Source organism: Streptomyces sp. BV286 (assembly GCF_019090165.1).
GTDB lineage: Bacteria > Actinomycetota > Actinomycetes > Streptomycetales > Streptomycetaceae > Streptomyces.
On record NZ_JAHRIB010000173.1, the window covers coordinates 16,735 to 41,901 of the forward strand.

Below are 25,167 nucleotides of genomic sequence, written 5' to 3' on the forward strand. Positions count from 1 at the left end.
CCATGACAATCACCGATGTCAAGCCCACCGAGTCCGAGCCCGGCAGGACCAGGCGCGGCAGGACCAGGCACATCCAGGGCACCCAGCGCAGAGGCATCGCACTGCACGTCTCGCTGATCGTCGGCGTGCTGCTGTCCGCGTTCCCGTTCTACTGGGCCGTGATCATGTCGACGCACACGTCGACCGAGATCTTCTCCTACCCGCCGAAGCTGCTGCCCGGCTCGCACTTCGGCGACAACCTCAGCAAGCTGTTCGACAGCATCGACTTCTTCGGGTCGATGTTCAACTCGCTGATCGTCGCCACCTCGGTGACGTTCCTCGTCCTCTTCTTCGACTCGCTGGCCGCGTTCGTCTTCGCCAAGTTCAGGTTCCCCGGCCGCCGGGTGCTGTTCGCGATGATGATGGCGATCTTCATGGTGCCGGCGCAGCTCGCGGCCATCCCGCAGTTCGTGATCATGGCGAAGCTGGGCTGGATCGGCTCGATGACCTCGCTGATCGTGCCGGCCGCCGCGAACGCCTTCGGCATCTTCTGGATGCGGCAGTACATGAAGAGCGCGATCCACGACGAGCTGCTCGACGCCTCGAAGATCGACGGGGCGAGCTTCATGCGCCAGTACTGGCACGTGGCCCTGCCGGTGGTCCGCCCCGGGCTGGCCTTCCTCGGCATCTTCACGTTCATGGGCCAGTGGAACGACTACGCCTGGCCGTTGATCGCCCTCACCAACCCGGACAACGTGACCCTCCAGGTGGCGCTGTCCCAGCTCAACGGAGTCCACGGCACCACGGACTACGGAATGGTCATGACGGGTGCGGTGCTGGCCCTGATCCCGCTGCTGATCGTCTTCGCCATCGGCGCCAAGCAGATCATCGCGGACCTCGGCAAGGGGGCCATCCGCTGATGCGACGCGATCACCTGATCGCCCTGCGCCCCTGGGAGGCACCGGAGGTGACCTCCTGGGGGCGGCTGCCGATGAACGCGGTGGACCGGCGCTCCGGCGCCCTGTCCCTCGACGGCTCCTGGCACTTCCAGCTGCTGCCCTCCCCGAGCGGCTGCTCGGGCGAGTGGACCCTCGTCGAGGTGCCCGGCGCATGGACCGTGCAGAGCGCCGACGACCTGCCCCAGTACACCAACTCCCGGATGCCGTGGGGGGACTTCCCGCCCCACTCGCCCGCCGCGAACCCGACGGGCATCTACGAGCGGTCCGTGGACATCCCCGCCGAGTGGGCCGGCCGCCGGATCGTGCTCCAGGTCGGCGCGGCCGAGAGCGTCCTCCTCGTCCATGTGAACGGGCGGCCGGTCGGCATCTCGAAGGACTCGCACCTCGCGGCCGAGTTCGACCTCTCCGACGTCGTACGCCCCGGGGACCCGGCCACCGTGCGGTGCACCGTCGTCAAGTGGTCCGACGCCTCGCACATCGAGGACCAGGACCAGTGGTGGCACGCCGGGATCACCCGCTCGGTGCTGCTGTACGCCACCGACCCGCTGCACCTGGCGGACGTGACCGTACGGGCGGGGCGGGACGGCCGGCTGCGGGTCGACTGCACGGTGCGGGACGCCTCGGGGGCGCTGCCGCAGGGGTGGTACGTCACCGGGGCACTGGACGGCCAACTCCTCACCCAGGACGTCGAGTTCGACCGCTTCAACGCCGAGGACATGCGGGTGTCCGACTTCCTCGGCGAGGCGCGGCTGCGGGCCGCCGTGCGGGACGTACGGCCGTGGACGGCCGAGACACCCGAGCTCTACGGGCTGACCGTGCGGCTGCACCGGGCCGACGGCTCGGTCGCCGACACCTCGCACCACCGGGTCGGCTTCCGCGACGTCGAGATACGCGGCCGGGACCTGCTGGTCAACGGCGAGCGCGTCTACGTCCGGGGAGTCAACCGGCACGACTTCCATCCGCTGACCGGACGCACGGTCACGGCCGACGACATGCGCGCGGACCTGGTCCTCCTCAAGCGGTTCGGCTTCAACGCGATCCGTACCGCCCACTACCCGAACGATCCGGCGCTGTACGACCTCGCGGACGAGCTGGGCTTCTACGTCGTGGACGAGGCGAACATCGAGTCGCACGACCACGCCCACGAGATCGCCGACGACCCCCGCTACCTGCCGGCGTTCGTGGACCGGGTCTCCCGCATGGTGCTGCGGGACAAGAACCATCCGTCCGTCATCATCTGGTCGCTGGGCAACGAGTCCGACTACGGCGCGAACCACGACGCCGCGGCGGGCTGGGCACGGCGCCACGATCCGACCCGGCCCCTCCAGTACGAGGGCGCGGCCAAGATCGACTGGGCCGACGACACCGTCGCCTCGGACATCGTCTGCCCCATGTACGCGCCGATCGAGGACTGCGTCGCCCACGCGCTGTCGGGAAAGCAGACCCGGCCGCTCATCCAGTGCGAGTACTCGCACGCCATGGGCAACAGCAACGGCACGCTGGCCGACACCTGGGCCGCCATCGAGTCCACCCCGGGTCTTCAGGGCGGCTTCATCTGGGAGTTCTGGGACCACGGCATCCTCCAGCGTGTGAACGACGGAAGACCGGCCGGCCGCGGTGGCCTCGGCCTCTACGCCGACGGCGTCGCCGGGCCCGGCCACCGCTGGGCGTACGGCGGCGACTTCGACGAGACGATCCACGACGGGGCCTTCATCGCCGACGGCGTGGTGTTCCCCGACCGGACACCCAAGCCGGTCATGTACGAGCACCGGGAGATCGCGGCGCCGGTCCGTCTGACGTACGAAGAGGGGGTGCTCCTGGTCCACAACCGGCAGCACTTCCGGGGCCTGGAGTGGCTGACCGCCGAGTGGCTTCTCGTGCGCGCGGACGGCGGGACGGAGCGTGTCCCGGCCGAGCTGCCCGACGTGCTGCCGGGCAGGTCGGCGGCGGTGCCGATGCCGTTCCCGCTGCCAGGACCCTCGGCCGGCGAGGCCTGGCTGACCCTGCGGGTCACGACCGCGGACGACGAGGCGTGGGCCCCGGCCGGCACGGAGATGTGCGTCCCGCAGGTCCGGCTGAGCGCCGCGGCCACCGAGACGCACCCGGAGCCCGTGCCCGGTCCCGCGGTCGCGCTGGACGACGCGGCACTGCTGGTCCATCCGCTGCTGACGTCCGCGCCCGTGCTCTGCCTGTGGCGGGCGCCCACCGACAACGACGAACTGGGCGGGATGGCGGCCCGCTGGCGCGACTGGGGGCTCGACACGCTCGTCCGCAAGGTCGTGGACGTGCGCGACGAGGGCAGCCGGGCCGTGGTGGTCGCCGAGTACGCGACCGGGGCCGGGCCCGTCCGTCACGAGCAGGTGTTCACCCCGGTCGCCGGGGGCCTCCACGTCGAGGAGTCGGCGGACCTGCCGGAGGGGCTCGACGACGTGGCGCGGGTCGGCACGGTCTTCGAGACGGTCGCCGGGCTCGACGTCCTGGACTGGTACGGGCAGGGCCCCTGGGAGTCCTACCCGGACCGGAGCACGGGCGCGCCCGTGGGACACCACTCGCTCGCGGTGGACAGGCTGTTCACTCCGTATCTGCGGCCGCAGGAGAGCGGTGGCCGGCACGGTGTGCGCCGGTTCACGCTGTCGGCGCCAGACGCCACGGGGCTGACCGTGGAGCTCGGGACGCCGGGCCAGGTCTCCGTCAACCGGTACCGGGCCGAAGACCTGGTGGCCTCCGCGCACCACGACGAGCTGGCCCCGCGGCCCGGCTGTGTCGTGCACCTCGACGCCGCGCACCGGGGCCTCGGCACAGCGTCGTGCGGGCCCGACACCTCGGCCGGACACCTCGTCGCGCCGGGCACCCATCGGTGGGCCTGGACGCTGCGCGTTCTCTGACCACCGTCCCGCAGACCTCGCAGCCCCCTTCGGGTTTTCACGCTTCCACGGAGCAGACGTGTGTACTTCGCATGAGCACGACCAGGACCAGCCCCCGGCGGAGGCCGGGCAGGCGGGCGCCGGACGGCGGAACTTCCTCCGGGCGACCGCCCTGATCGGCGCGGCCACCGCGGCGGTCGCGCTGCCGACGGCCACGGCACAGGCGGCGCCGGCGTCGAGGACCCGCTGGAGACCCGACACCGACAGCCGCCGTTTCACCCTCGCCGTGATGCCCGACACGCAGTACCTCTTCGACGGGCCGAGCATCGACAGGGCGCCCGTGGAGGCGTCCCTGCGCTATCTGCTGGAGCACGGGCGGGACGAGAACATCGTGTTCCTGTCCCATCTGGGCGACCTGACGCAGAACGGCGCGAAGGAGGAGTGCGCGGCGATCGGCGAGGCGTTCCGGCTGCTCGACCGGCAGGGCGTCGGCTACAGCGTCCTGGCGGGCAACCACGACGTGAAGTCGTCGACGGACGACCAGCGCGGCCCGACCCCGTTCCTGGACGTCTTCGGACCCGCCCGTTTCAAGGGCAGGCCCACGTTCGGCGGGACCTCCCCCGACGGCTACAACTCCTTCCACCTCTTCCGCGCCGCCGGACGTCAGTGGATGGTCCTGGCGCTTGACTGGCGTCTGTCGGCGAAGGGCTACGCGTGGGCCGAGGACGTCATCGCCCGGCATCCGAGGACGCCGGTGATCCTCACGACGCACGAACTGGTCGACGAGGACGACTCGCTGTCCGCCTACGGGCAGCAGCTGTGGGACCGGCTGATCGAGGACCACGACCAGATCTTCCTCACCCTCAACGGGCACTACTGGCCGGCCGCCCGGGCAACGCGCAAGAACGCGGCGGGACATGACGTCCACCTGCATCTGACGAACTATCAGAACCGCTACTTCGGCGGCGCGGCGATGATCCGCCTCTACCGCTTCGACCTCGACCGGAACACCGTGGACGTGGAGACGGTGTCCCCGTGGATCCTCGGCCGGGCCGCGAAGGGGCTCAACGAACTGGAGCGCCAGGAGAGCGAACTCAGCGGTGACGACGACCGGTTCTCGGTCGGGATCGACTTCGAGGAGCGGTTCTCCGGTTTCGCCCCGGTGCCCGCGCGCCCGGCGCGTCCCGCGTCGAAGATGCTGGTCCGGGGCACGGCCGCCTACTGGCGGTTCGACGGCAGGGACGACGGGGCCGCCGTGACCGGCACGGTCCGGGACCTCTCGGGACACGGCAACGACCTCTCGGTGGTCACGGTCGCGGGCGGCACGCTCACCTGGTCGTCGGACCACCACCCCGACCAGCCGGGGCACGGCAGTCTGGACTTCCACGGCGGCAAGCCCCCACTGAAGGGCGCCTACCTGCGGACGGTCGACGGTGCGCCTCTCAACTCGGCCACGTTCAAGTCGGGTTACACCATCGAGGCCTTCTACCGGCTGCCCGCCGACTGGGACCCCGCGCGCCACGCGTGGGCCGGCCTGCTCGGCCGCACGGGCACGGGTGGGGCCGCGGGCCGGACCGGCGACGACCCGGACGAGCCCCTGGCCACGCTGTCCCTGTCGAACGACCGCGAACCGCAGTGGGCCATGCGTCCGCTCAACCAGCAGACCATCGCGACCAACTGGGGTCAGGAGACCCCTCTGGAGACGTGGTGGCACCTCGCCGTCGTGAACGACGGACGGCACACCACCCTGTACGTGCAGGGCTGCCCGGTGGTGCGCAACCCGGCGGCGGCGGCCGTCGGGATCACCTCGGTCGGACTGCCCTGGCTGCTCGGCGGCTACGAGTACGCCGGGAAGATCGACCAGATCCTGCACGGCCGGCTCGGTGACGTGCGGATCGTCGGACGCGCCCTGCCCGTCACGTCGTTCATGAACCACTGACACGTCGGCCTCAGACTCAGAGGGACTCACCAGACCATGACCGAGCAGCAACTGCCCGACTGGGCCGATCCGTCCGTCCCGCCCGCCTCGCTCGACGCGCAGGGCGTCTCCCGCCGCGGGCTCATGCGCCGCGCGGGCCTGTTCGGCGCGGCCTTCACGGCCGGACCGCTCGCGGCCCCCGCGGCGGCCCACAGCCGGGGCCTCGGCGGCAACGACCCGCGCCTCGCCTACCTCGTCGGCGACCACCACGTGCACTCCGTCTACAGCCACGACGCGAAGTACACCTTCGCCCAACTCGCCCGCGCGAGCGCCAAGTACGGCCTCGACTGGATGGTGTTCAACGAGCACTCCAACTTCGGGCACGCCGCGTACGGGGCGAAGCTGGAGCACAAGGAGATCCTGAAGGCACGCGCGGCCAACCCCCGCCAGCTGATCTTCCAGGGCCTGGAGTGGTACATCCCGGGCGCCGAGCACTGCACCATCTTCGCGGCTCCGGGCCGCCACGAGGTCGACCTGCTCACCCGGTTCGAGCTGGCCTACGACGGAAAGCTGCTCGGCTACACGGCCGGCGGCCCCACCCACCCCGACACCCCGCGCAACGAGGCACACGCCGTCAAGGCCATCAAGTGGCTCGCCGAGCAGCGCCGTTCGGGATACGTGGACGACGTGCTGGTCTTCGCCAACCACCCGTCGCGGCTGGGGATCGACTCCCCGCACGAGATGCGGGGCTGGCGGGACGCAGCCCCCGAGATCATGATCGGCATGGAGGGCGCGCCCGGCGCCCAGGGCGGCGCCATCCCCGGCTGGCGCGGTCCCACCTCGATGCGCGGCGAGTACGAGAACAAGCCCTCGGCGGACTCCTGGCCCGGCTACCCGGCGGACGCGTACGTCACCTACGGCGGCTTCGACTGGATGACGGCGACCGTCGGCGGCATGTGGGACGCCATGCTCTCCGAGGGCAGACTGTTCACGATCACCACCAACTCCGACGTGCACCGGGTGGTGTTCGACACCTGGAAGAACGGCGACTGGCCGGCCGGGCAGAACTTCGACAACACCGGCCGCCTGCCCGACCCGGTCGACACCACCGAACCGCAGCCGGGCGGCGACTTCTGGCCCGGCCAGTTCAGCCGCACCCACGTGGGCGTGACCCACTACGGCTACCGCGCGGTGATGGCGGGCCTGCGCGCGGGCCGGGTCTGGCTCGACCACGGGCATCTGCTCGACGGTCTCGACGTACGGCTCGGGCGGGACCGCGACCACGGCCGGGGCGTCACCCTGGGCGGGCGGCTGCGCGTCCGCAGGGGCGACCGGCTCACCCTGAACGTCACCGTGACCACGGCCTCGCGCCGCAACCCGCACGACATCCTGCCGAAGCTCGCCCACGTCGACGTGATCCGCGGAGCCGTGCGCGGCCCCGCCGCCGACCGGGACGACTGGCGCGCACCCGACACGAGGGTCACGCACACGGTGGACGTGGCGGGCCGCACGGGCACGTACACCCTGCGTGTCCCGCTGACCGCCGGTGACGAGTCCTTCTACGTGCGGCTGCGCGGCAGCGACGGCAACCGGCACGGCGCCGGGTACCTGGGCGCCTCGGTCGACCCGCACGGACCGATCGCGCACGAGCCGGGCGACGGTGATCCGTGGACCGACACGTGGTTCTACTCGAACCCCGTGTTCGTGGAGGTGGTGGACGGCCGGTGAGGACGGCGCGCGAGCGGCCGGTACGCCCGTACTACCTGGTCACGAGCTGATCGACGGGCGTACCGTAAGCCGGGTGACCACTGACGAGGCGCTGCGGCCCCAGTCCCTCATGCTGTCGTTCCTGGGCGACCAGGTGCTCGGCCGGGACGTCTGCGTGTACTCGGGAAGCGTCATCGACGTCTTCGGGCGCGCGGGTGTCGGCGAGCACGCGACCCGCTCGACGCTGACGCGCATGGTCGGCCGCGGTCTGCTGCGGCGCCAGCGCGAGGGGCGCCGCATGTACTTCGGACTGACCGAGCGCTCGGAGGCCGTGCTGCGGGACGGCGAGCACCGGATCTGGGAGGAGGGGGCCGTCAACCGCCGGTGGGACGGCACCTGGACGCTGCTCGGCTTCTCGCTGCCCGAGTCCTGGCAGCGCCAACGGCACGATCTGCGCGCGCAGTTGACGTGGAGCGGCTTCGGCCCGCTGTTCGGCGGGCTGTGGATCGCGCCCGGCGAGGCCGACGTGTCGGGGCTCGTCGCCGAGCTGGGCCTGTCCGCCCATGTGAAGATCTTCCGCGCCCACGCCGACGCGGGCATGGACATCGGCGCGATGATCGAGGAGACCTGGTCGCTGGACGAACTGGCCACGCGCTACGAGATGTTCGCCGACCACTGGCAGCGCTGGGAGGCGACGGAGCCCGAGCCCGACGAGGCTCTCGGGCTGCGGCTGCGGCTGTCCACGGAATGGCTGCAGGTCGTCCGGCGCGATCCGCGGCTGCCGGTCAAGCACCTGCCGGACGACTGGCCGGCCGAGCGGGCCGAGAAGACGTTCCGGACGGTGTACACCCGGCTGACCCCGCTCGCGCGGGAGGCGGCGGAACGGCTTCTCGACCTGGTGCCCGTCAGGGATCAGGCGTAGAAGCGGGACAGGCTCTGCAGGACCGCCGCCGGCTTGGGCGCGCCCTCGATCTCGATCATGCCGTCGACCGTGATCTGCACGCCGCCCGGTACGTCCTCGACGTCCGTGAGCTTCGCGACGAGGCGGATGCGGGAGCCGGCCTTCACGGGCGCGGGGAAACGCACCTTGTTGAGGCCGTAGTTGACCTTCGTGGTGACGCCCTGGACGTCCAGCAGTTCGGTGAAGAGCGGGATGAAGAGGGAGAGGGTGAGATAGCCGTGGGCGATGGGCGCGCCGAACGGGCCCTCCTTGGCCTTCTCCTCGTCCACGTGGATCCACTGGTGGTCGCCCGTGGCGTCGGCGAACGTGTTGACGCGCTCCTGGGTGACGTCGATCCACTCACTGGTGCCGAGGTCGCTGCCCGCGAGCTTCTTGAGTTCGTCGATGCCGTTCACGGTGATGCTCATATGGCTTCCCTAGCTATTGGAGTCGGTGCCGTACCGCTTGCGGACACGGGCCTTGAGGAGCTTCCCGGAGGCGGTGCGCGGGAGTTCCTCCGCGAGCACCACCGACTTCGGGATCTTGTACTTGGCGAGGCGTCCGGCGAGGGACGCGAGCACCTCGTCGGGGTCGAGCTCGACGTCCTCGCGCGGTACGACGACCGCGCGCGGCACCTCTCCCCACTTCTCGTCGGGCACACCGATGACCGCGCACTCGACGATGTCGGGGTGGGCGAGGAGCTGGTCCTCGATCTCGGCGGGGTAGATGTTCTCGCCGCCCGAGATGATCATGTCCTTGATGCGGTCGACGATGGTGACGTAGCCGTCCTCGTCGACCTTGGCTGCGTCCCCGCTGCGGAACCAGCCGTCACTGAAGACGGCGGCGGTCTCGTCGGGGAGCCCCCAGTAGCCGGGCATGACGTGGGGCCCTCGTACGACGACCTCGCCGGTCTCGCCGACGTCGGCAGGGGTGAGGTCGGGCCGTACGACGCGCACGTCGCTGAAGAAGTGCGGCACGCCCGCCGACCCCGCCTTGCCGACCGCGTGCTCGGCGTCCAGGAAGAGCACCCCCGGCGAGGCCTCGGTCATGCCGTAGCCCTGGAGGAAGGTGAGGCCCCGCTCCTGGTAGGCGGCGATGAGCGGGGTCGGCACGGGCGAGCCGCCGCAGCTGAGCATCCGCAGGGAGGACAGGTCGGCGTCGGCCCAGCGCGGATGGCGGGCCACCTGCTCGAACATGGTGGGCACCCCGAACATGAAGGTGATCCGGTGCCGTTCGATCAGGTCGAAGGTGGCCGCCGGGTCGAAGGCCTCGACGAGGACGCAGGTGCCGCCCTTGAGGAGGACCGGCAGGGTGAGCATGTTCAGCCCGGCGGTGTGGAACAGCGGCGCGGACACCAGGGCGCGCTCGTCGGCGATCACGTCCTGGTCGACCAGGACGTTGACCGAGTTCCACGTCAGGTTGCCGTGGGTGAGCATGGCGCCCTTGGGGCGGCCCGTGGTCCCCGAGGTGTACATGATGATGCAGGTGTCGTCGGCGGTGACGGGCTCGTCGATCGCCTCGTCGGAGGCCGAGGCGAGCAACCGGTCGTACTCGGCGCCCACTTCGACGTACGTACGCACATCGCTGTTGCCCGGCAGTCCCGCGACGAGGCCCGCGAACGACGGGCCGTACACGAGGGCCTTGGCGCCGGAGTCGCCCAGCTGGTAGGCGATCTCGGGCCCCGCGAGGCGGGTGTTGAGCGGGACGAAGACCGCGCCGAGGGTGCCGGCCGCGAACAGGGTCTCCAGGTACGAGGGATGGTTGGTGCCGAGGTAGGCGATCCGGTCGCCGCGGCGCACTCCGGAGGTGCGCAGGGCGTGGGCGAGCCGGGTGGTGCGCTCGTACAGCCCGCCGTAGGTGAGCGTCGTGTCGTGGTGGATCAGGGCGGTGCGGTGCGGGGTCTTGCGGGCCCGGCGGGCCGGCCACGACCCCAGTCCCTCATTGCGCATGTCCGTGCCCCTGTCCTTCGTTGCACATGGGGTGCCCCTATGCCTTGGTGAGCCCGAGCAGCCGGGCCGCGTTCTCCTTGAGGATCTTCGGCCGGACCTCGTCCTTGATGGGGAGTTTCGCGAAGTCGGCGAGCCAGCGGTCCGGGGTGAGGACCGGGTAATCGGAGCCGAACAGCACCTTGTCCTTGAGCAGGGTGTTGGCGTACTGCACGAGCTGCGGCGGAAAGTACTTCGGCGACCAGCCGGACAGGTCGATGTGGACGCCCGGCTTGTGGGTGGCGACCGCGAGGGCCTCGTCCTGCCAGGGGAAGGACGGATGCGCCAGGATGATCTTCAGGTGCGGGAAGTCCGCGGCGACGTCGTCCACGTGCAGCGGGTTGGAGTACTTCAGCCTGATCCCGCCGCCGCCGGGGACACCCGCGCCGATGCCCGTCTGCCCGGTGTGGAAGAGGGCGATGGTGCCGGTCTCCTCGATCACCTCGTACAGGTCGTACGCGACCGACCTGTCGTTGGGGAAGAAGCCCTGGATGCTGGGGTGGAACTTGAAGCCCTTCACCCCGTACTCCTCGACCAGGCGGCGGGCTCGCTTCACGCCCGCCTTCCCCCGGAAGGGGTCGATGGACGCGAAGGGGATCAGTACGTCCGGGTTGGCGGCGGCCGCCTCGGCGACCTCCTCGTTCGGGACGGGCTCGGTGCCGGTCGCGGACTCGGCGTCGACCGTGAAGATCACGGCGGCCATCTTCCGCTCACGGTAGTAGGCGGCCGTCTCCTCCAGGGTGGGCTTCCGCTTGCCCTCGACCTTGAAGTAGGCGCTGGAGGCCTCGTGCAGGTCGTCGTCCAGGGAGGAGGCGCCCTTGGAGGAGACCTCGGCATGGGTGTGGACGTCGATCGCGACGAGTTCCTCGACGTTGAGGTTCGCCATGGTTCACGCCTCCGGGAACTTCGGCGCGGGGATGCCGACGCTCTGCGGCTCGGCGCCCAGCGAGGTGGGCCAGACGTCGGCGAGGGTGTCGGGGGTCCAGCCACCGTCAGCGTACGCCGCCCTGATCTCCTGAGGGTGCGACCACAGGGTCACCTTGTCGCCGCCGATGCCGATGGCCTGGCCGCTCACGCCGCGGGCGGCCTCGGAGGCCAGGAACGGGACCAGCGCGGCGCAGTCCTCGGGGGAGCCGAAGCCCTCACCCTTGCGGAGGAAGTCCGGCAGGGGCTCGCCGCCGCGCATGGCCTCGATGTAGGGCGCGAAGGCGGGGATGGTTTCGGTCATGGCGGTCGCGGCGACCGGCACGATCGCGTTGACGGTGATGCTCGCGCGGCCCAGTTCCATCGACCACGTACGGGCCATGGCGGCGATGCCGGCCTTGGCGGCGGCGTAGTTCGTCTGTCCGAAGTTGCCGCGCTGCCCGGCCGGCGAGCCGACCAGGATCAGCGTGCCGCCCTCGCCCTGCTCGCGCATGCGTACGGCGGCGGCGCGGGCGCAGGTGAAGGTGCCCTTGAGGTGCGTGGTGATCACCGCGTCGAAGTCCTCGTCGGTCATCTTCCACAGGACCTTGTCGCGGAGGATGCCCGCGTTGGTGACCAGGACGTCGAGGCGGCCGAACTCCTCCACCGCGCGGCCCACCAGCCGGTCCGCGGCCTCGGTGGTACCGACCGCGACCACCTCGGCCACGGCGGTGCCGCCCGCCTCGGTGATCGCCTTGACGGCCTGCTCGGCCACGGCCTCGTCGACGTCGTTGACGACCACGGAGGCGCCTGCGGCGGCGAGGGCGTGCGCGTAGGCCAGGCCGAGGCCACGGCCGGAGCCCGTGACGACGGCGACCTTGCCGGTGAGATCGATGCTGGGCACGAGGGGGTCCCTTCAACGCTTGGGTCGGCGCGGCTGCCAGAGCCGAGCTGCGGCTACGAGATCGAAGCTAAGGACAATAATTGTTGACGTCAATAGTTGTTGCTGTTCGATCTGTGCGCCATGCTGGTCCCGTACGGGCGCCATGCCGTACGGAGGATGTCCGAGGAAGCACGCAGCACCGCCCCCTCCCGGGGCCAGGACCAGGGAGCCCGCCATCGCCCGCCAGCCGCACGCCCCAGACCACGCCGTGGGCCCCGCCGCCTCCATCGACGACCAGGAGCCGTGGATGCGCGCACTGCACGCGGACACCGGCTACCTGCTGTACCGGCTCGGCCTGCGCTCCGGGCAGCTGTTCAACACGTTCCTCCAGGAGTCGGGCCTGCGGCTGCGGCACTACGCCCTGCTGCGCTTCCTCGCCACCTCCGAGGGCGCGCTCCAGCGGGAGCTGAGCTCGCGGCTCGGTTACGACCCGAGCGCGATCGTCGGCCTGGTAGACGACCTGGAGAAGCTCGGGTTCGCCGAGCGCCGCCCCTCCCCCGACGACCGCCGCAGCCGCACCGTGGTGCTGACCGAGGACGGCCGCGCGTTCCTGCGCGACACCGACCAGGCGGGGCTGCGCGTGACGAACGACCTGCTCCGGCCCCTCGGCCCCGCCGAGCGGGACATGCTGCACTCGCTGCTGCAGCGGGTCGCCGAGACCGAACTCGACTCATGACCCCGCCCGGCTCATGACCGCGCCGTCCGCGCCCGGCCGCCTCCTGGCCGTGCTCGCCGCCTTCGACCACGACCACCCGGCGCTCTCCCTCACGGACATCAGCCGCCGCGCCGGGCTCTCGCTCACCACCGCGCACCGGCTCGTGGGCGCGCTCAGCGACTGGGGCGCACTGGAGCGCGACACGACCGGGATCTACCACGTGGGCCTGCGGCTGTGGGAGATCGCGGCGCTCTCCCCGCGGGGCCTCGCGCTGCGGCAGGTCGCGCTGCCCTATCTGGAGGACCTCTACGAAGCCACCCACGAGAACGTGCAGTTGGCCGTCCGTGACGGCGCCGAGGTCGTCTACATCGAGTGGATCTCCGGCCGTTCGGCCGTCGGTGTGAAGATCCAGGTGGGCGCGCGCTGGCCGCTGCACGCGACCGGGGTGGGGCTCGCGCTGCTCGCCCACTGCGAGTGGGCGTTCCAGGAGGCGTACTGCGGCGGGCCCCTCGCGGGTTTCACGCCGCACACCCTCACGGACCCGGCCGCGCTCCGTCGGGTCCTGGCCGAAGTCCGGCGCTCCGGCGTGGCGGTGAGCAGTCGTCAGATCACCGAGGACGCACTGTCGGTGGCCGCACCCGTGCGCGGGGCGGACGGCTCGGTGACCGCGGCCGTCTCGGTGGTGGTACCCGAACGCGACGCGCACACACCGGCGTTGATCCCCGCCGTCCGGCTCGCCGCGCGCGGGATCTCCCGGGCGCTCGGATGGCAGCCGCAGCCGTCGTGACGCCCCGGGCCCACCGGTGGCCCCACGGACCGGCCCTCGGACATCCCTCTCACCGGTGAGGACCCTGCCCTCCAGCAATGGGCACCGGGGCGGCTGCGGCGGACGCACGACCGGTTCGGCCTGAGCGAGGAGGCTCCGGCGCCCCGCCGCGAACTCGCCGAGCATCGCTGAACTATCCCTGAGGCACTGCGCGTTGGCCCCGGCCTTCTCGGACCGGGCCTTCGCCGTCATCACTGCCGATGTCGCTGCCGATGTCGCTGTCGCTGTCGCTGGAGTTGGAGCTGCTGCGGCTGGGGCTACTGGGGCTACTGGGGCTACTGGGGCTACTGGGGCTACTGGGGCTGAAACGGGCAGCCGTCACTGAGGTAGTGGCGTGTGACCGCCCCTGCGGGGAGTCGGGCACGGAACTCGTAGCACCACGAGGCGTTCGGCGCGGTCACCCGTGCGACGACGACCACGGCGGTGGACGAGCGCTCCACCTTCTCGGGCGCGACGTCCGGGCCGGTGACCCACTCACCGCTCATGTCGTCCTTCGCGGGGAGGGAGAGAGCCCGCGGCAGCTCCGCGTCGGTCAGCCGGCCGTCTGCCGCCGCCTTCTCCAGTTGACGCTCGATCTTCCGGGCGCTCTTGTCGAGTTCGGCACGATGAGCCTTCTCCTCCGCGGCGTAACGCTCACGCTCCAGGCGGTAACAGCCGTCCGGCTTCAGCTTCTTGACGTCGACCGTGCCGGAATCCTCCCTCGCCCGGAACTCGTAGCAGTCCCGGCCCTCCGGCCCTGTGCCGCCGCGCAGCCAGACGTGAGCGACATGCTGACCGCCGCTGGTCTCGGTCTCCTGGACCTCGACGCCCCGGGTCTTCCAGACCTCGGCGGTCCGAACGCGCTCGACCCCGCCGTCGGCCAGGGCCGTGCGCACCTCGACGGCGATGTCGTCGGCCACGTCCGCAGGCCTCGGAGGGGAGGGCTTACCCGGCGGGAACGAACATGCCTCGTACGGCAGTTCGCGCACCTCGACCTTCGGCGGGTTCGCGGCCGGGACGACCTCGAACCGGTAGCAGCCTTCGTCATGGGCCCCGCCGATCAGCATTCCGGGCACCACGCCGACGAACCGGGTCGTGATCGTCACCCGCCCGCCACGCCGCTCGATCGACTCCGTCGACTTCTCGACGCCGACCACCGCCCGCTGGATCTCCGTGTCCAGCAGCACGCCGTCGGCGGCGGCCTTCGCCAGACGGTCCCGCGCGCCCTCGGCGGCCCCGGTGACCTGGTCCCGCGCCTCGGCCCTGGCCTCCCTTCCGGTGTTCCAGACGGACACCATCACACCCACGACGATCACGAGCGCGAGCATCAGCACGCCCAGACAACCGTTGATCAGACATCCCGCGCGTCCCCCGCGTCCAGCCATGCCCCCACACTTCCCGGGCCGCGGCCGGGGACCGCTCCCCTTCTCCGATACGTGACCGAACAGGCCCCGGACCGTGCCACCGGTCGAGGACCCGAACGGGGACACGGCGGTCCGCCCCTTCATTGCGTGAACTCCCCGCCCTCTGCACGGCTTTCTCTGCTTTACCTCTTGACGACCCGGGCGCCGAAGAGCACATTGGCCCGCGCAGCTGCGATGAGAGCGCTCTCAACCACCCCTGCACCCCCACTCCGTACCCGAAGAGGCACCCATGAGGGAAACTTCAGGCACACCTGTCAGACGTGGTCCACTCCGACGCACACTCATCGCACTGGTCAGCGTCCTGAGCCTCGCGGCGGCCGGGGCCTCGGCGCAGGCGGACGCGCCCGCGCCGCCCAGCGGCTGGACACAGGTCTTCGTCGACGACTTCAACGGCCCCTCGGGCACCGGCGTCAACACCTCGAACTGGCAGTACGCGACCGGTCACGGCTACCCGGGCGGCCCCGCCAACTGGGGCACGGGCGAGATCGAGAACATGACGTCCAGCACGAACAACGTGGCCCTGGACGGCAGCGGCAACCTCCGCATCACCCCCCGGCGCGACGCGGCGGGCAACTGGACCTCGGGCCGCATCGAGACCAACCGCACCGACTTCCAGCCGCCCGCCGGGGGCAAGCTGCGCGTCCAGTCCCGCATCCAGATGCCGAACGTGACGGGCGCGGCCGCGCGCGGCTACTGGCCGGCGTTCTGGATGCTGGGCGCGCCCTACCGCGGCAACTACCACAACTGGCCGAGCGTCGGCGAGCTGGACATCCTGGAGAACGTCCAGGGCCTGAACACCGTGTGGGCGACGATGCACTGCGGCACGAACCCGGGCGGCCCGTGCAACGAGACGACCGGTCTCGGCGGCTCCACCACCTGCCCGGGCGCGACCTGTCAGGCCGGCTTCCACACGTACGGCATGGAGTGGGACCGGTCGACGAGCCCGGAGGAGATCCGCTTCTACGTCGACGGCGTCAACTACCACACGGTCCGCGCGAACCAGGTCGACGCGACGACCTGGTCGAACGCCACGAACCACGGCTTCTTCATCATCCTGAACGTGGCGATGGGCGGCGGTTTCGTGGACGCCTTCGGCGGCGGCCCGGACGGGGCCACGGTCCCCGGGCACCCGCTGGTGGTCGACTACGTCCAGGTGCTGCAGTCCGGCGGCGGCACCACACCTCCTCCGACCGGCAACCGTGACGCGTACAGCGCGATCCAGGCGGAGTCGTACGACGGCCAGAGCGGTACCAGCACCGAGTCCACCACCGACTCGGGCGGCGGCCAGAACATCGGCTCCCTCGCGAACGGCGACTGGGCCCTCTACAAGGGCGTCAATTTCGGCTCCACGGCGGCCAGGCAGTTCAGCGCCCGGGTCGCGAGCGGTGTCGGGGGCGGCGCCAGTGGCCTGGTCGAGGTCCGCCTCGACAGCCGTACGAGCGCCCCGGTCGGCACCTTCGCGCTCGCCAACACCGGCGGGTGGCAGAGCTGGCGGACCGTCCCGACGAACATCAGCAACGTCACCGGCACGCACGACGTGTATCTGACCTTCACGAGCGGCCAGCCCGCGGACTTCGTGAACGTGAACTGGTTCAGCTTCGCTCGCTGAGAAGGAGGTTGAGGCAGCAGGTTCGGACGTGGAGGGGCGGGCCGTCGGGGCCGCCCCTCCACGGGCGTCTCAGCGCAGCTCCGCCCGGAACGCCACCGGCGTCGTCCCCGTGTGCTGGGTGAAGAACTTGGAGAAGTTCGCCGCGTCGGGAAAGCCGACGACGACACCGATCCGGCCGATCGGCAGGTCCGTGTGGGCCAGCAGCCGCTTCGCCTCCAGGACGACCCGCTTGTCGATGAAACCCTTGGGGGTCTCGCCCGTCGCGGCACGGACCGCACGGACGAGGGTGCGCCGGGAGTATCCGAGGGCGTCGGCGTAGGCGCTGACGCTGTGGTTGGTGGCGAAGCCCTTCTCCACGGCCTCGCGGAATCGGGTGAAGGTGCTGTCCGTCTGCCCGTGCGCGGTGCCGGCGGCACCGGCCGCGAGATGGGCCAGACGCAGCAGGAACGCGGTCAGGGTGTGCCGCAGTACCGCGGTGTGCAGGCTGAGCGGCAGGGTGCCCGTGTCGACGTACTCGCGCTCCAGCTGGGCCAGGGAGTTCTCCAGCGCGGCGAGTTGCGCCGGGTCGGGGCGCAGCAGCGGGGGCAGGTCGTAGCGGTAGAGGCCGGTCGCTTCGACGGTGGCGCGGGGCAGGAAGCCCGGCTGCATGATCAGGGCCGTGCCCCGGTAGTCGGCCGCCGAGAAGAAGCGGTGCACCTGACCGGGCCGGATCCACAGGACCTCGCCGTCCCCGGCCTCGTACTCGTCGAAGTCGACCATGTGCCTGACGGGAGCACCGCCCCGGAAGAGCAGGACCACATGGAAGTCGATGCGGTGGACGCTCTCGATCCGCTCGCCCGGATGCCAGCCGCCGCCCGGCTCCATCGGGCCCACCTGCATGCCCACGCCGAGAACGCTCAGGTCGACGGGGAAGGGAAAGGTTCTGATGACGGCCCGGCCGTCGTCGTACGGGGTGCTTGTGTCCGTCATGTCCTTCTCGTGTCGACTCGGTCCCGCAGTCGTTGTCCCACTTTCACCAAAGGCTGGCACAGGAGGACCTTCCCCGGTAAAAGTCAGACTTTTAAGGTTGAACGCACGAGAGCAGTTACCGGGCCAGCAGTAAGGATTTCTTGAAGATGAGCGCGCAGGCACCTGACAGCTTCGAGTGGACCGAGCTGGACCGGCGAGCCGTCGACACGGCCCGTCTGCTGGCGGCGGACGCCGTGCAGAAGGTCGGCAACGGCCATCCCGGCACCGCGATGGCGCTGGCCCCGGCCGCGTACACCCTCTTTCAGAAGGTGATGCGTCACGACCCCGCGGACCCCGAGTGGACCGGCCGTGACCGCTTCGTCCTCTCCCCCGGCCACACCTCCCTGACCCTCTACACCCAGCTCTTCCTCTCCGGCTACGAGCTGGAACTGGACGACCTGAAGGCGTTCCGCACCCACGGTTCGAAGACGCCGGGGCACCCCGAGTACGGCCACACGGCCGGGGTCGAGACCACCACGGGCCCGCTGGGCCAGGGCGCCGCCAACGCGGTGGGCATGGCGATGGCCGCCCGCTACGAGCGTGGCCTGTTCGACCCGGACGCGCCCGAGGGCGAGTCGCCCTTCGACCACACGATCTGGGCGATCGTCTCCGACGGCGACCTGGAGGAGGGCATCTCCGCCGAGGCGTCCTCCCTCGCGGGCCACCAGAAGCTCGGCAACCTCGTCTTCCTCTACGACGACAACCACATCTCGATCGAGGGCGACACCGCCACGGCGTTCTCCGAGGACGTGCTGAAGCGGTACGAGGCGTACGGCTGGCACGTGCAGCGGATCGAGCCCGCCCTGGGCGGCGACATCGACGTGCCCGCGCTGCACGAGGCCCTCACCGCCGCCAGGGCCGAGACCGGCCGCCCCTCGATCGTCGCGATGCGCACGATCATCGCCTGGCCCGCCCCGAACGCGCAGAACACCGAGGCCTCGCACGGTTCGGCGCTCGGCGCGGACGAGATCGCGGCCACCAAGCGCCTGCTGGGCTTCGACCCCGAGCGGACCTTCGAGGTCCCCGACGAGGTCCTGCGCCACGCCCGGCGCGCCCTCGACCGCGGCGCCGAGGCGCACGCCGACTGGAACAAGCGGCTCGCCGAGTGGCGCACCGCTCGGCCCGAACGCTCGAAGCTCTTCGACCGGATCGTGGCGGGACAGCTGCCCGAGGACTGGGAGGCCGCGCTGCCGACGTTCGAGGCCGGCACGTCGGTGGCGACCCGCGCGGCGTCCGGCAAGGTCCTCCAGGCTCTCGGCGGTGTGCTTCCCGAGCTGTGGGGCGGTTCGGCCGACCTCGCGGGCTCGAACAACACGACCATCGACAAGACGAGTTCGTTCCTCCCGAAGGGCAACCCGCTGCCGGAGGCGGACCCGTACGGCCGCACCATCCACTTCGGCATCCGCGAGCACTCCATGGCCGCGGAGATGAACGGCATCGCACTGCACGGCAACACCCGCATCTACGGCGGCACCTTCCTGGTGTTCTCCGACTACATGCGCAACGCCGTACGCCTGTCCGCCCTCATGCAGCTCCCGGTGACCTACGTGTGGACGCACGACTCCGTCGGACTCGGCGAGGACGGCCCGACGCACCAGCCGGTCGAACACCTCGCCTCCCTGCGCGCCATCCCGGGCCTGAACATCGTGCGCCCGGCGGACGCCAACGAGACCGCGACCGCCTGGGCGGAGATCACCCGGCGGCACGCCACGAACCCGGCGCCGCACGGCCTGGCCCTCACCCGTCAGGGCGTACCGACGTACGAAGCCAACGAGAACGCGGCGAAGGGCGGATACGTCCTGCGCGAGGCCTCCACCGGGACGCCCGACGTGATCCTGATCGCCACGGGTTCCGAGGTGCAGCTCGCCGTCGCCGCGCGCGAGCAGTTGGAAGCCGGGTCAGTGGGCACCCGAGTGGTGTCGATGCCGTCCGTGGAGTGGTTCGAGGAGCAGTCCGCCGAGTACCGGGAGAGCGTCCTGCCGGCATCCGTGAAGGCCCGCGTGGCGGTCGAGGCCGGCATCGGTCTCACCTGGTACCGGTACGTCGGTGACCACGGACGCGTCGTCTCACTGGAGCACTTCGGCGCCTCCGCGGATGCCGGGACGCTGTTCGCGGAGTACGGCTTCACGGCCGAGAACGTGGCCGCGGCAGCGCGGGAATCCCTCGCGGCCCTCCGCGGTTGATCCGACCGCACGAAGGAAGATGATCACTGTGACCGAAGCAACCGCAACCGCGGAAACCCTCAAGGCCCTCTCCCACGAGGGCGTGTCCATCTGGCTGGACGACCTGTCCCGCGAGCGCATCACGTCCGGCAACCTCGCCGAGCTCGTCGGGACCCGGCACGTCGTCGGCGTGACCACCAACCCCTCCATCTTCCAGGCCGCGATCGGGTCCGGCGAAGGGTACGAGGAGCAGCTCGCCGACCTCGCCGCCCGCCGCGTCACGGTCGACGAGGCCGTACGGATGATGACCACGGCCGATGTGCGCGCCGCCGCCGACCTCCTGCGTCCGGTGTACGACGCGACGGGCGGCCGGGACGGCCGGGTCTCCATCGAGGTCGACCCGCGCCTGGCCGACGACACGAGGGCGACGGTGGCCGAGGCCAAGCAGCTCTCCTGGCTGGTCGACCGCCCGAACGTGATGATCAAGATTCCGGCGACCCGGGCAGGGCTGCCCGCGATCACCGAGGTCATCGGCCTGGGCATCAGCGTCAACGTCACGCTGATCTTCTCGCTGGAGCGCTACCGCGAGGTCATGGACGCCTACCTGGCAGGCCTGGAGAAGGCACAGGCCACCGGGCTCGACCTCGCCACCATCCACTCCGTCGCCTCCTTCTTCGTCTCCCGCGTCGACAGCGAGATCGACAAGCGGCTGGCGAAGGTCGGCACGGACGAGGCCCTCGGTCTGCGGGGCAGGGCGGCGCTGGCCAACGCGCGGCTCGCGTACGAGGCGTACGAGAGCCGGTTCGGCACCGCCGACGGTTCGGCACGCGGGAGCGACCGCTGGACCGCCCTCGGCGGGGCCCGCGCCAACAAGCAGCGCCCGCTGTGGGCCTCGACGGGCGTCAAGGACCCGGCCTACAAGGACACGCTGTACGTCGACGAGCTCGTCGCGCCCGGCACGGTCAACACGATGCCGGAGGCCACCCTGAACGCCACCGCCGACCACGGCGAGATCCGCGGCGACACGGTGCGCGGCGGTTACGCACAGGCCCGCGCGGACCTCGACGCCGTCGAGAAGCAGGGCATCGGGTACGACGAGGTCGTGCGGCAGCTGGAGGACGAGGGTGTTGCGAAGTTCAAGGCCGCCTGGGGCGAGCTGCTGGACTCGGTCGCGGCCTCGCTGAGCAGCAAGGGAGTGGACGGAAAATGAGCGAGAAACTTCCCGAGGAGTCCCCGGCGACGGCGTCCGGCGCCGCCCCGGACGCGACCGCGGCCGACCTGAGGCCCGCGTCCCTCCACGAGGTCCTGGACCTCGCGTCCGACTGGGACAACCCCCTCCGTGACCCGCGCGACCGGCGCCTGCCCAAGATCGCCGGCCCCTCCGGCCTGGTCATCTTCGGAGTGACGGGCGACCTGTCGCGCAAGAAGCTCATGCCGGCCGTGTACGACCTGGCCAACCGTGGACTGCTCCCGCCGGGCTTCTCCCTCGTGGGCTTCGCCCGGCGCGACTGGGAGGACGAGGACTTCGCGCAGATCGTGCACGACTCGGTGCGCGAGCACGCGCGGACCGAGTTCCGTGAGGAGGTCTGGCAGCAGCTCGCCGAGGGCATGCGGTTCATCCCCGGCGACTTCGACGACGACCAGGCGTTCAAGCAACTGCGGTCCGCGGTCGAGGAGTTGGACGCCTCCCGGGGTACCAGCGGCAACTACGCCTTCTATCTCTCCGTACCGCCCAAGTTCTTCCCGAAGGTCGTCCAGCAGCTCAAGAAGCACGGGCTGGCGAACGCGCCGGAGGGTTCCTGGCGGCGGGCCGTCATCGAGAAGCCGTTCGGCCACGACCTCAGGAGCGCGCGGGAACTGAACAAGGTCCTGCACGACGTGTTCGACCCCGAGCAGGTCTTCCGCATCGACCACTACCTCGGCAAGGAGACCGTCCAGAACATCCTGGCGCTCCGCTTCGCCAACCAGATGTACGAGCCCATCTGGCACCGGTCGTACGTCGACCACGTACAGATCACGATGGCCGAGGACATCGGCATCGGCGGCCGCGCGGGCTACTACGACGGCATCGGGTCGGCCCGTGACGTCATCCAGAACCACCTGCTCCAGCTGATGGCGCTGACCGCGATGGAGGAGCCCATCGCCTTCGACGCCGACTCGCTGCTCACCGAGAAGCTCAAGGTCCTCAAGTCCGTGAAGCTCCCGGAGAACCTGGGCGAGCACACCGTGCGCGGCCAGTACGCGACCGGCTGGCAGGGCGGCGCGAAGGTGTGCGGCTACCTCGAGGAGGACGGCATCGACCCCGAGTCGACGACCGACACGTACGCGGCGGTCAAGCTGGAGGTCGACAACCGCCGCTGGGCGGGCGTCCCCTTCTACCTGCGCACCGGCAAGCGCCTGGGCCGCCGCGTCACCGAGATCGCCGTCGTCTTCCAGCGGGCCCCGCACTCCCCGTTCGACTCCACCGCCACCGAGGAACTCGGCGCCAACGCGATCGTCATCCGTGTCCAGCCCGACGAGGGCATGACGGTGCGCTTCGGATCGAAGGTGCCGGGTACGTCGATGGAGATCCGGGACGTGTCGATGGACTTCGCGTACGGCGAGTCGTTCACCGAGTCCAGCCCGGAGGCGTACGAACGCCTGATCCTGGATGTGCTGCTCGGCGACGCCAATCTCTTCCCCCGTCACCAGGAGGTGGAAGAGTCCTGGAAGATCCTCGACCCGATCGAGGGCTACTGGGACACGCACGGCAGGCCGGCGCAGTACGCCTCGGGCAGCTGGGGTCCCGAGGAAGCCGACGAGATGCTCGCACGAGACGGACGGAGCTGGCGCAGGCCATGAAGATCGACCTGACCGACACCACGGCAAGCAAGATCAACAAGGCCCTCGTGGAAGGCCGCCGCGCCATCGGCACGCCAGCCGTGGGCATGGTCCTGACGATGGTCATCGTGACGGACGAGGAGAACGCGTACGACTCGATCAAGGCGGCCGAGGAGGCCTCGCACGAGCACCCCGCGCGCACCCTGGTCGTCATCAAGCGGCACGCCCGCACCCCGCGCGACCGGACGAACTCGCGCCTCGACGCCGAGGTGCGGGTGGGCGCCGACGCCGGTACCGGTGAGACGGTCATCCTGAGGCTGTACGGCGAGGTGTCCGACCACGCCGACTCGGTGGTCCTGCCGCTGCTGCTGGCGGACGCGCCGGTCGTCGTCTGGTGGCCGGTGGACGCGCCCGAGGTTCCGGCCAAGGACCCCCTCGGCGCGCTCGCCCAGCGCCGGATCACCGACATGTACGCCGTGGAGACCCCGCTGGCGGCCCTGGAGGCGCGCGCCGCCGCGTACGCGCCGGGCGACACCGACCTGGCCTGGACCCGGCTGACCCCGTGGCGCTCCATGCTGGCCGCCGCCCTCGACCAGGCCCGTACGGACATCACCTCGGCCGCGGTCGAGAGCGAGGCGGAGAACCCGAGCGCCGAGTTGCTGGCCCGCTGGCTGGAGGCCCGCCTGGGCGTCTCGGTCGAGCGGGTCGTCACCGCCGGGCCCGTGGTCACCGCCGTCCGGCTCGGCACCGCGAACGGCGAGATCGTCATCGACCGGCCCGAGGGCCCGCTCGCGACGCTCTCCCTGCCCGGCCAGCCCTCGCGCACCCTCGCGCTGAAGGTCCGCAGCACCTCCGAGCTGATCGCCGAGGAACTGCGCCGCCTCGACGCGGACGAGATGTACGCCGTCGCCCTGCGCGGCGACGAATCCGAGAGGGAGAGCCGTGCCTGACACACCGAAGCTCACCCGCCGGCCCGAGTGGACCGCGCTGGAGGACCACCGCGCCGGCCCGCTCCTCCATCCACGGCTGCGCGAGCTGTTCGCCGCGGACCCGGAGCGCGCCGGGCGTTACACCGTGCGTGTGGGCGACCTGCTCATCGACTACTCGAAGCACCTGATCACCGACGAGACACTCGCGCTGCTCCAGGAACTCGCCACCGCCACCGACGTGTTCGGCCTGCGTGACGCGATGTTCCGCGGTGAGCGGATCAACGTCACCGAGCAGCGGGCGGTCCTGCACACCGCGCTGCGCGCCCCGCGTGACGCGGTCGTCGAGGTCGACGGCGAGAACGTCGTGCCGAAGGTGCACGCGGTCCTCGACAGGATGGCCGACTTCTCCGAACAGGTCCGCTCCGGCAAGTGGACCGGGCACACCGGCAGGCGCATCCGCACTGTCGTCAACATCGGCATCGGCGGCTCCGACCTGGGCCCGGCCATGGCCTACGAGGCACTGCGCGCCTTCACCGACCGCGATCTGACGGTCCGCTTCGTGTCGAACGTCGACGGGGCCGACCTGCACGAGGCCGTGCGCGACCTGGATCCGGCCGAGACGCTGTTCGTCGTCGCCTCGAAGACCTTCACCACCATCGAGACCATCACCAACGCGACCTCGGCACGGACCTGGCTGCTCGCCGGGCTCGGCGGCGACCCGCACGCCGTGGCCAAGCACTTCGTGGCGCTGTCGACGAACGCCCGGAAGGTCGCGGACTTCGGCATCGACACGGCCAACATGTTCGAGTTCTGGGACTGGGTCGGCGGCCGCTACTCGTACGACTCCGCCATCGGCCTGTCCCTGATGATCGCGATCGGCCCGGACCGCTTCCGGGAGATGCTCGACGGTTTCAGGATCGTCGACGAGCACTTCAGGTCCGCACCCGCCGAGGCCAACGCGCCTTTGCTACTCGGCCTGTTGGGCGTCTGGTACGGCGACTTCTTCGGCGCGCAGGCGCATGCGGTGCTGCCGTACTCGCACTACCTGTCGAAGTTCACCGCGTACCTCCAGCAGCTCGACATGGAGTCCAACGGCAAGTCCGTGGACCGCGACGGGCACCCGGTGGAATGGCAGACCGGCCCGGTGGTGTGGGGCACGCCCGGCACCAACGGGCAGCACGCCTACTACCAGTTGCTCCACCAGGGCACGAAGACGATCCCGGCCGACCTGATCGGCTTCGTCAACCCGGTCGACGACCTGGGTCCCGAACTCGCAGCCCAGCACGACCTGTTGATGGCGAACCTCTTCGCCCAGGGCCAGGCTCTCGCGTTCGGCAGGACCGCCGACGAGGTGCGGGCGGAGGGGGTTCCCGAGGAGCAGGTGCCGCACCGCACGTTCCGCGGCAACCACCCCACCACGACCGTCCTGGCCGCCGAGTTGACCCCCTCGGTCCTCGGCCAGCTGATCGCCCTCTACGAGCACAAGGTGTTCGTGCAGGGCGCGATCTGGAACATCGACTCCTTCGACCAGTGGGGCGTCGAGCTCGGCAAGGTCCT

Annotated in this window: 19 protein-coding genes; 13 read left to right on the plus strand and 6 right to left on the minus strand. The window is 70.7% G+C overall.

Annotated features, from left to right (window positions below; translation table 11 throughout):
- The first annotated feature begins 2 nt into the window (after window positions 1-2).
- The 5 genes from KUF83_RS31740 (at window position 3) to KUF83_RS31760 (ending at window position 8,349) form a co-directional block, all read left to right on the plus strand.
- Window positions 3-899 (plus strand): carbohydrate ABC transporter permease, encoded by an 897-nt coding sequence (locus KUF83_RS31740; RefSeq protein WP_217458451.1) that lies wholly within the window; start codon window positions 3-5, stop codon window positions 897-899.
- Entirely contained in the window at window positions 899-3,823 is a 2,925-nt protein-coding gene (locus KUF83_RS31745) for a glycoside hydrolase family 2 TIM barrel-domain containing protein (RefSeq protein ID WP_217458452.1), read from the plus strand. Before KUF83_RS31740 ends, KUF83_RS31745 begins: the two co-directional genes overlap by 1 nt.
- A gap of 58 nt (window positions 3,824-3,881) precedes the next feature.
- Window positions 3,882-5,741, plus strand: a complete 1,860-nt coding sequence (locus tag KUF83_RS31750; RefSeq protein WP_217458453.1) for a LamG-like jellyroll fold domain-containing protein — start codon at window positions 3,882-3,884, stop codon at window positions 5,739-5,741.
- A 36-nt stretch (window positions 5,742-5,777) separates the two neighbouring features.
- Window positions 5,778-7,448, plus strand: a complete 1,671-nt coding sequence (locus tag KUF83_RS31755; protein WP_217458454.1) for a histidinol-phosphatase — start codon at window positions 5,778-5,780, stop codon at window positions 7,446-7,448.
- Between the two features lie 73 nt (window positions 7,449-7,521).
- A complete protein-coding gene (locus KUF83_RS31760; RefSeq protein WP_308403219.1) occupies window positions 7,522-8,349 on the plus strand; it encodes a PaaX family transcriptional regulator C-terminal domain-containing protein in 828 nt (275 codons plus the stop codon).
- Here the strand turns inward: KUF83_RS31760 and KUF83_RS31765 are convergent.
- From KUF83_RS31765 to KUF83_RS31780, 4 genes are read right to left on the minus strand one after another with little or no spacing between them, the layout of a single operon-like run.
- A complete protein-coding gene (locus KUF83_RS31765; protein ID WP_217458455.1) occupies window positions 8,340-8,795 on the minus strand; it encodes a MaoC family dehydratase in 456 nt (151 codons plus the stop codon). The genes KUF83_RS31760 and KUF83_RS31765 overlap by 10 nt on opposite strands.
- 9 nt (window positions 8,796-8,804) lie before the next feature.
- Complete coding sequence (locus KUF83_RS31770; RefSeq protein ID WP_217458456.1) at window positions 8,805-10,316, minus strand: long-chain fatty acid--CoA ligase; 1,512 nt, start codon at window positions 10,314-10,316, stop codon at window positions 8,805-8,807.
- A 37-nt stretch (window positions 10,317-10,353) separates the two neighbouring features.
- Window positions 10,354-11,238 carry an amidohydrolase family protein gene (locus KUF83_RS31775; RefSeq protein WP_217458457.1) on the minus strand — a complete coding sequence of 295 codons (885 nt, stop codon included), beginning with the start codon at window positions 11,236-11,238 and terminating at the stop codon, window positions 10,354-10,356.
- Between the two features lie 3 nt (window positions 11,239-11,241).
- Window positions 11,242-12,159 (minus strand): SDR family NAD(P)-dependent oxidoreductase, encoded by a 918-nt coding sequence (locus KUF83_RS31780; protein ID WP_217458458.1) that lies wholly within the window; start codon window positions 12,157-12,159, stop codon window positions 11,242-11,244.
- Between the two features lie 286 nt (window positions 12,160-12,445).
- Between KUF83_RS31780 and KUF83_RS31785 the strand changes: the two genes are divergently transcribed.
- Both KUF83_RS31785 and KUF83_RS31790 read left to right on the plus strand, forming a co-directional pair.
- Window positions 12,446-12,874 carry a MarR family transcriptional regulator gene (locus tag KUF83_RS31785; protein WP_217458459.1) on the plus strand — a complete coding sequence of 143 codons (429 nt, stop codon included), beginning with the start codon at window positions 12,446-12,448 and terminating at the stop codon, window positions 12,872-12,874.
- A gap of 13 nt (window positions 12,875-12,887) precedes the next feature.
- Window positions 12,888-13,640: an IclR family transcriptional regulator gene (locus KUF83_RS31790; protein ID WP_217458460.1), complete on the plus strand. Its 753-nt coding sequence runs from the start codon at window positions 12,888-12,890 to the stop codon at window positions 13,638-13,640.
- Between the two features lie 332 nt (window positions 13,641-13,972).
- On the opposite strand, the gene KUF83_RS31795 is transcribed toward KUF83_RS31790, so the two are convergent.
- Complete coding sequence (locus KUF83_RS31795) at window positions 13,973-15,043, minus strand: hypothetical protein (protein ID WP_217458461.1); 1,071 nt, start codon at window positions 15,041-15,043, stop codon at window positions 13,973-13,975.
- A 268-nt stretch (window positions 15,044-15,311) separates the two neighbouring features.
- Between KUF83_RS31795 and KUF83_RS31800 the strand changes: the two genes are divergently transcribed.
- Entirely contained in the window at window positions 15,312-16,691 is a 1,380-nt protein-coding gene (locus tag KUF83_RS31800; protein ID WP_217458462.1) for a glycoside hydrolase family 16 protein, read from the plus strand.
- Between the two features lie 69 nt (window positions 16,692-16,760).
- Here KUF83_RS31800 and KUF83_RS31805 read toward each other — a convergent pair whose 3' ends face one another.
- Entirely contained in the window at window positions 16,761-17,660 is a 900-nt protein-coding gene (locus KUF83_RS31805; protein WP_217458463.1) for an AraC family transcriptional regulator, read from the minus strand.
- 146 nt (window positions 17,661-17,806) lie between these two features.
- Between KUF83_RS31805 and tkt the strand changes: the two genes are divergently transcribed.
- The 5 genes from tkt to pgi all read left to right on the plus strand — a co-directional run.
- The gene (gene tkt, locus KUF83_RS31810) at window positions 17,807-19,882 is read left to right on the plus strand and encodes a transketolase (protein WP_217458464.1); all 2,076 of its coding nucleotides are present in this window, start codon (window positions 17,807-17,809) and stop codon (window positions 19,880-19,882) included.
- 19 nt (window positions 19,883-19,901) lie between these two features.
- Entirely contained in the window at window positions 19,902-21,071 is a 1,170-nt protein-coding gene (gene tal / locus KUF83_RS31815; RefSeq protein WP_217458465.1) for a transaldolase, read from the plus strand.
- Complete coding sequence (gene zwf, locus KUF83_RS31820) at window positions 21,068-22,702, plus strand: glucose-6-phosphate dehydrogenase (RefSeq protein ID WP_217458466.1); 1,635 nt, start codon at window positions 21,068-21,070, stop codon at window positions 22,700-22,702. The genes tal and zwf overlap by 4 nt, the downstream gene beginning before the upstream one ends.
- The gene (gene opcA, locus KUF83_RS31825; RefSeq protein WP_217458467.1) at window positions 22,699-23,631 is read left to right on the plus strand and encodes a glucose-6-phosphate dehydrogenase assembly protein OpcA; all 933 of its coding nucleotides are present in this window, start codon (window positions 22,699-22,701) and stop codon (window positions 23,629-23,631) included. The genes zwf and opcA overlap by 4 nt, the downstream gene beginning before the upstream one ends.
- On the plus strand, window positions 23,624-25,167 hold a 1,544-nt coding region (pgi, locus tag KUF83_RS31830), incomplete at its 3' end, for a glucose-6-phosphate isomerase (RefSeq protein WP_217458468.1). The genes opcA and pgi, both read left to right, overlap by 8 nt.

Excerpts from the sequence above, each read along its gene's own strand:
- opcA (WP_217458467.1), top strand. The coding sequence starts at position 22,699 with ATGAAGATCGACCTGACCGACACCACGGCAAGCAAGATCAACAAGGCC.
- KUF83_RS31800 (WP_217458462.1), top strand. The coding sequence starts at position 15,312 with ATGAGGGAAACTTCAGGCACACCTGTCAGACGTGGTCCACTCCGACGC.
- KUF83_RS31790 (WP_217458460.1), top strand. The coding sequence starts at position 12,888 with ATGACCGCGCCGTCCGCGCCCGGCCGCCTCCTGGCCGTGCTCGCCGCC.
- KUF83_RS31765 (WP_217458455.1), bottom strand. The coding sequence starts at position 8,795 with ATGAGCATCACCGTGAACGGCATCGACGAACTCAAGAAGCTCGCGGGC.
- KUF83_RS31785 (WP_217458459.1), top strand. The coding sequence starts at position 12,446 with ATGCGCGCACTGCACGCGGACACCGGCTACCTGCTGTACCGGCTCGGC.
- KUF83_RS31775 (WP_217458457.1), bottom strand. The coding sequence starts at position 11,238 with ATGGCGAACCTCAACGTCGAGGAACTCGTCGCGATCGACGTCCACACC.
- KUF83_RS31740 (WP_217458451.1), top strand. The coding sequence starts at position 3 with ATGACAATCACCGATGTCAAGCCCACCGAGTCCGAGCCCGGCAGGACC.
- KUF83_RS31795 (WP_217458461.1), bottom strand. The coding sequence starts at position 15,043 with ATGGCTGGACGCGGGGGACGCGCGGGATGTCTGATCAACGGTTGTCTG.
- KUF83_RS31745 (WP_217458452.1), top strand. The coding sequence starts at position 899 with ATGCGACGCGATCACCTGATCGCCCTGCGCCCCTGGGAGGCACCGGAG.
- KUF83_RS31805 (WP_217458463.1), bottom strand. The coding sequence starts at position 17,660 with ATGACGGACACAAGCACCCCGTACGACGACGGCCGGGCCGTCATCAGA.
- tal (WP_217458465.1), top strand. The coding sequence starts at position 19,902 with ATGATCACTGTGACCGAAGCAACCGCAACCGCGGAAACCCTCAAGGCC.
- KUF83_RS31770 (WP_217458456.1), bottom strand. The coding sequence starts at position 10,316 with ATGCGCAATGAGGGACTGGGGTCGTGGCCGGCCCGCCGGGCCCGCAAG.
- zwf (WP_217458466.1), top strand. The coding sequence starts at position 21,068 with ATGAGCGAGAAACTTCCCGAGGAGTCCCCGGCGACGGCGTCCGGCGCC.
- KUF83_RS31755 (WP_217458454.1), top strand. The coding sequence starts at position 5,778 with ATGACCGAGCAGCAACTGCCCGACTGGGCCGATCCGTCCGTCCCGCCC.
- tkt (WP_217458464.1), top strand. The coding sequence starts at position 17,807 with ATGAGCGCGCAGGCACCTGACAGCTTCGAGTGGACCGAGCTGGACCGG.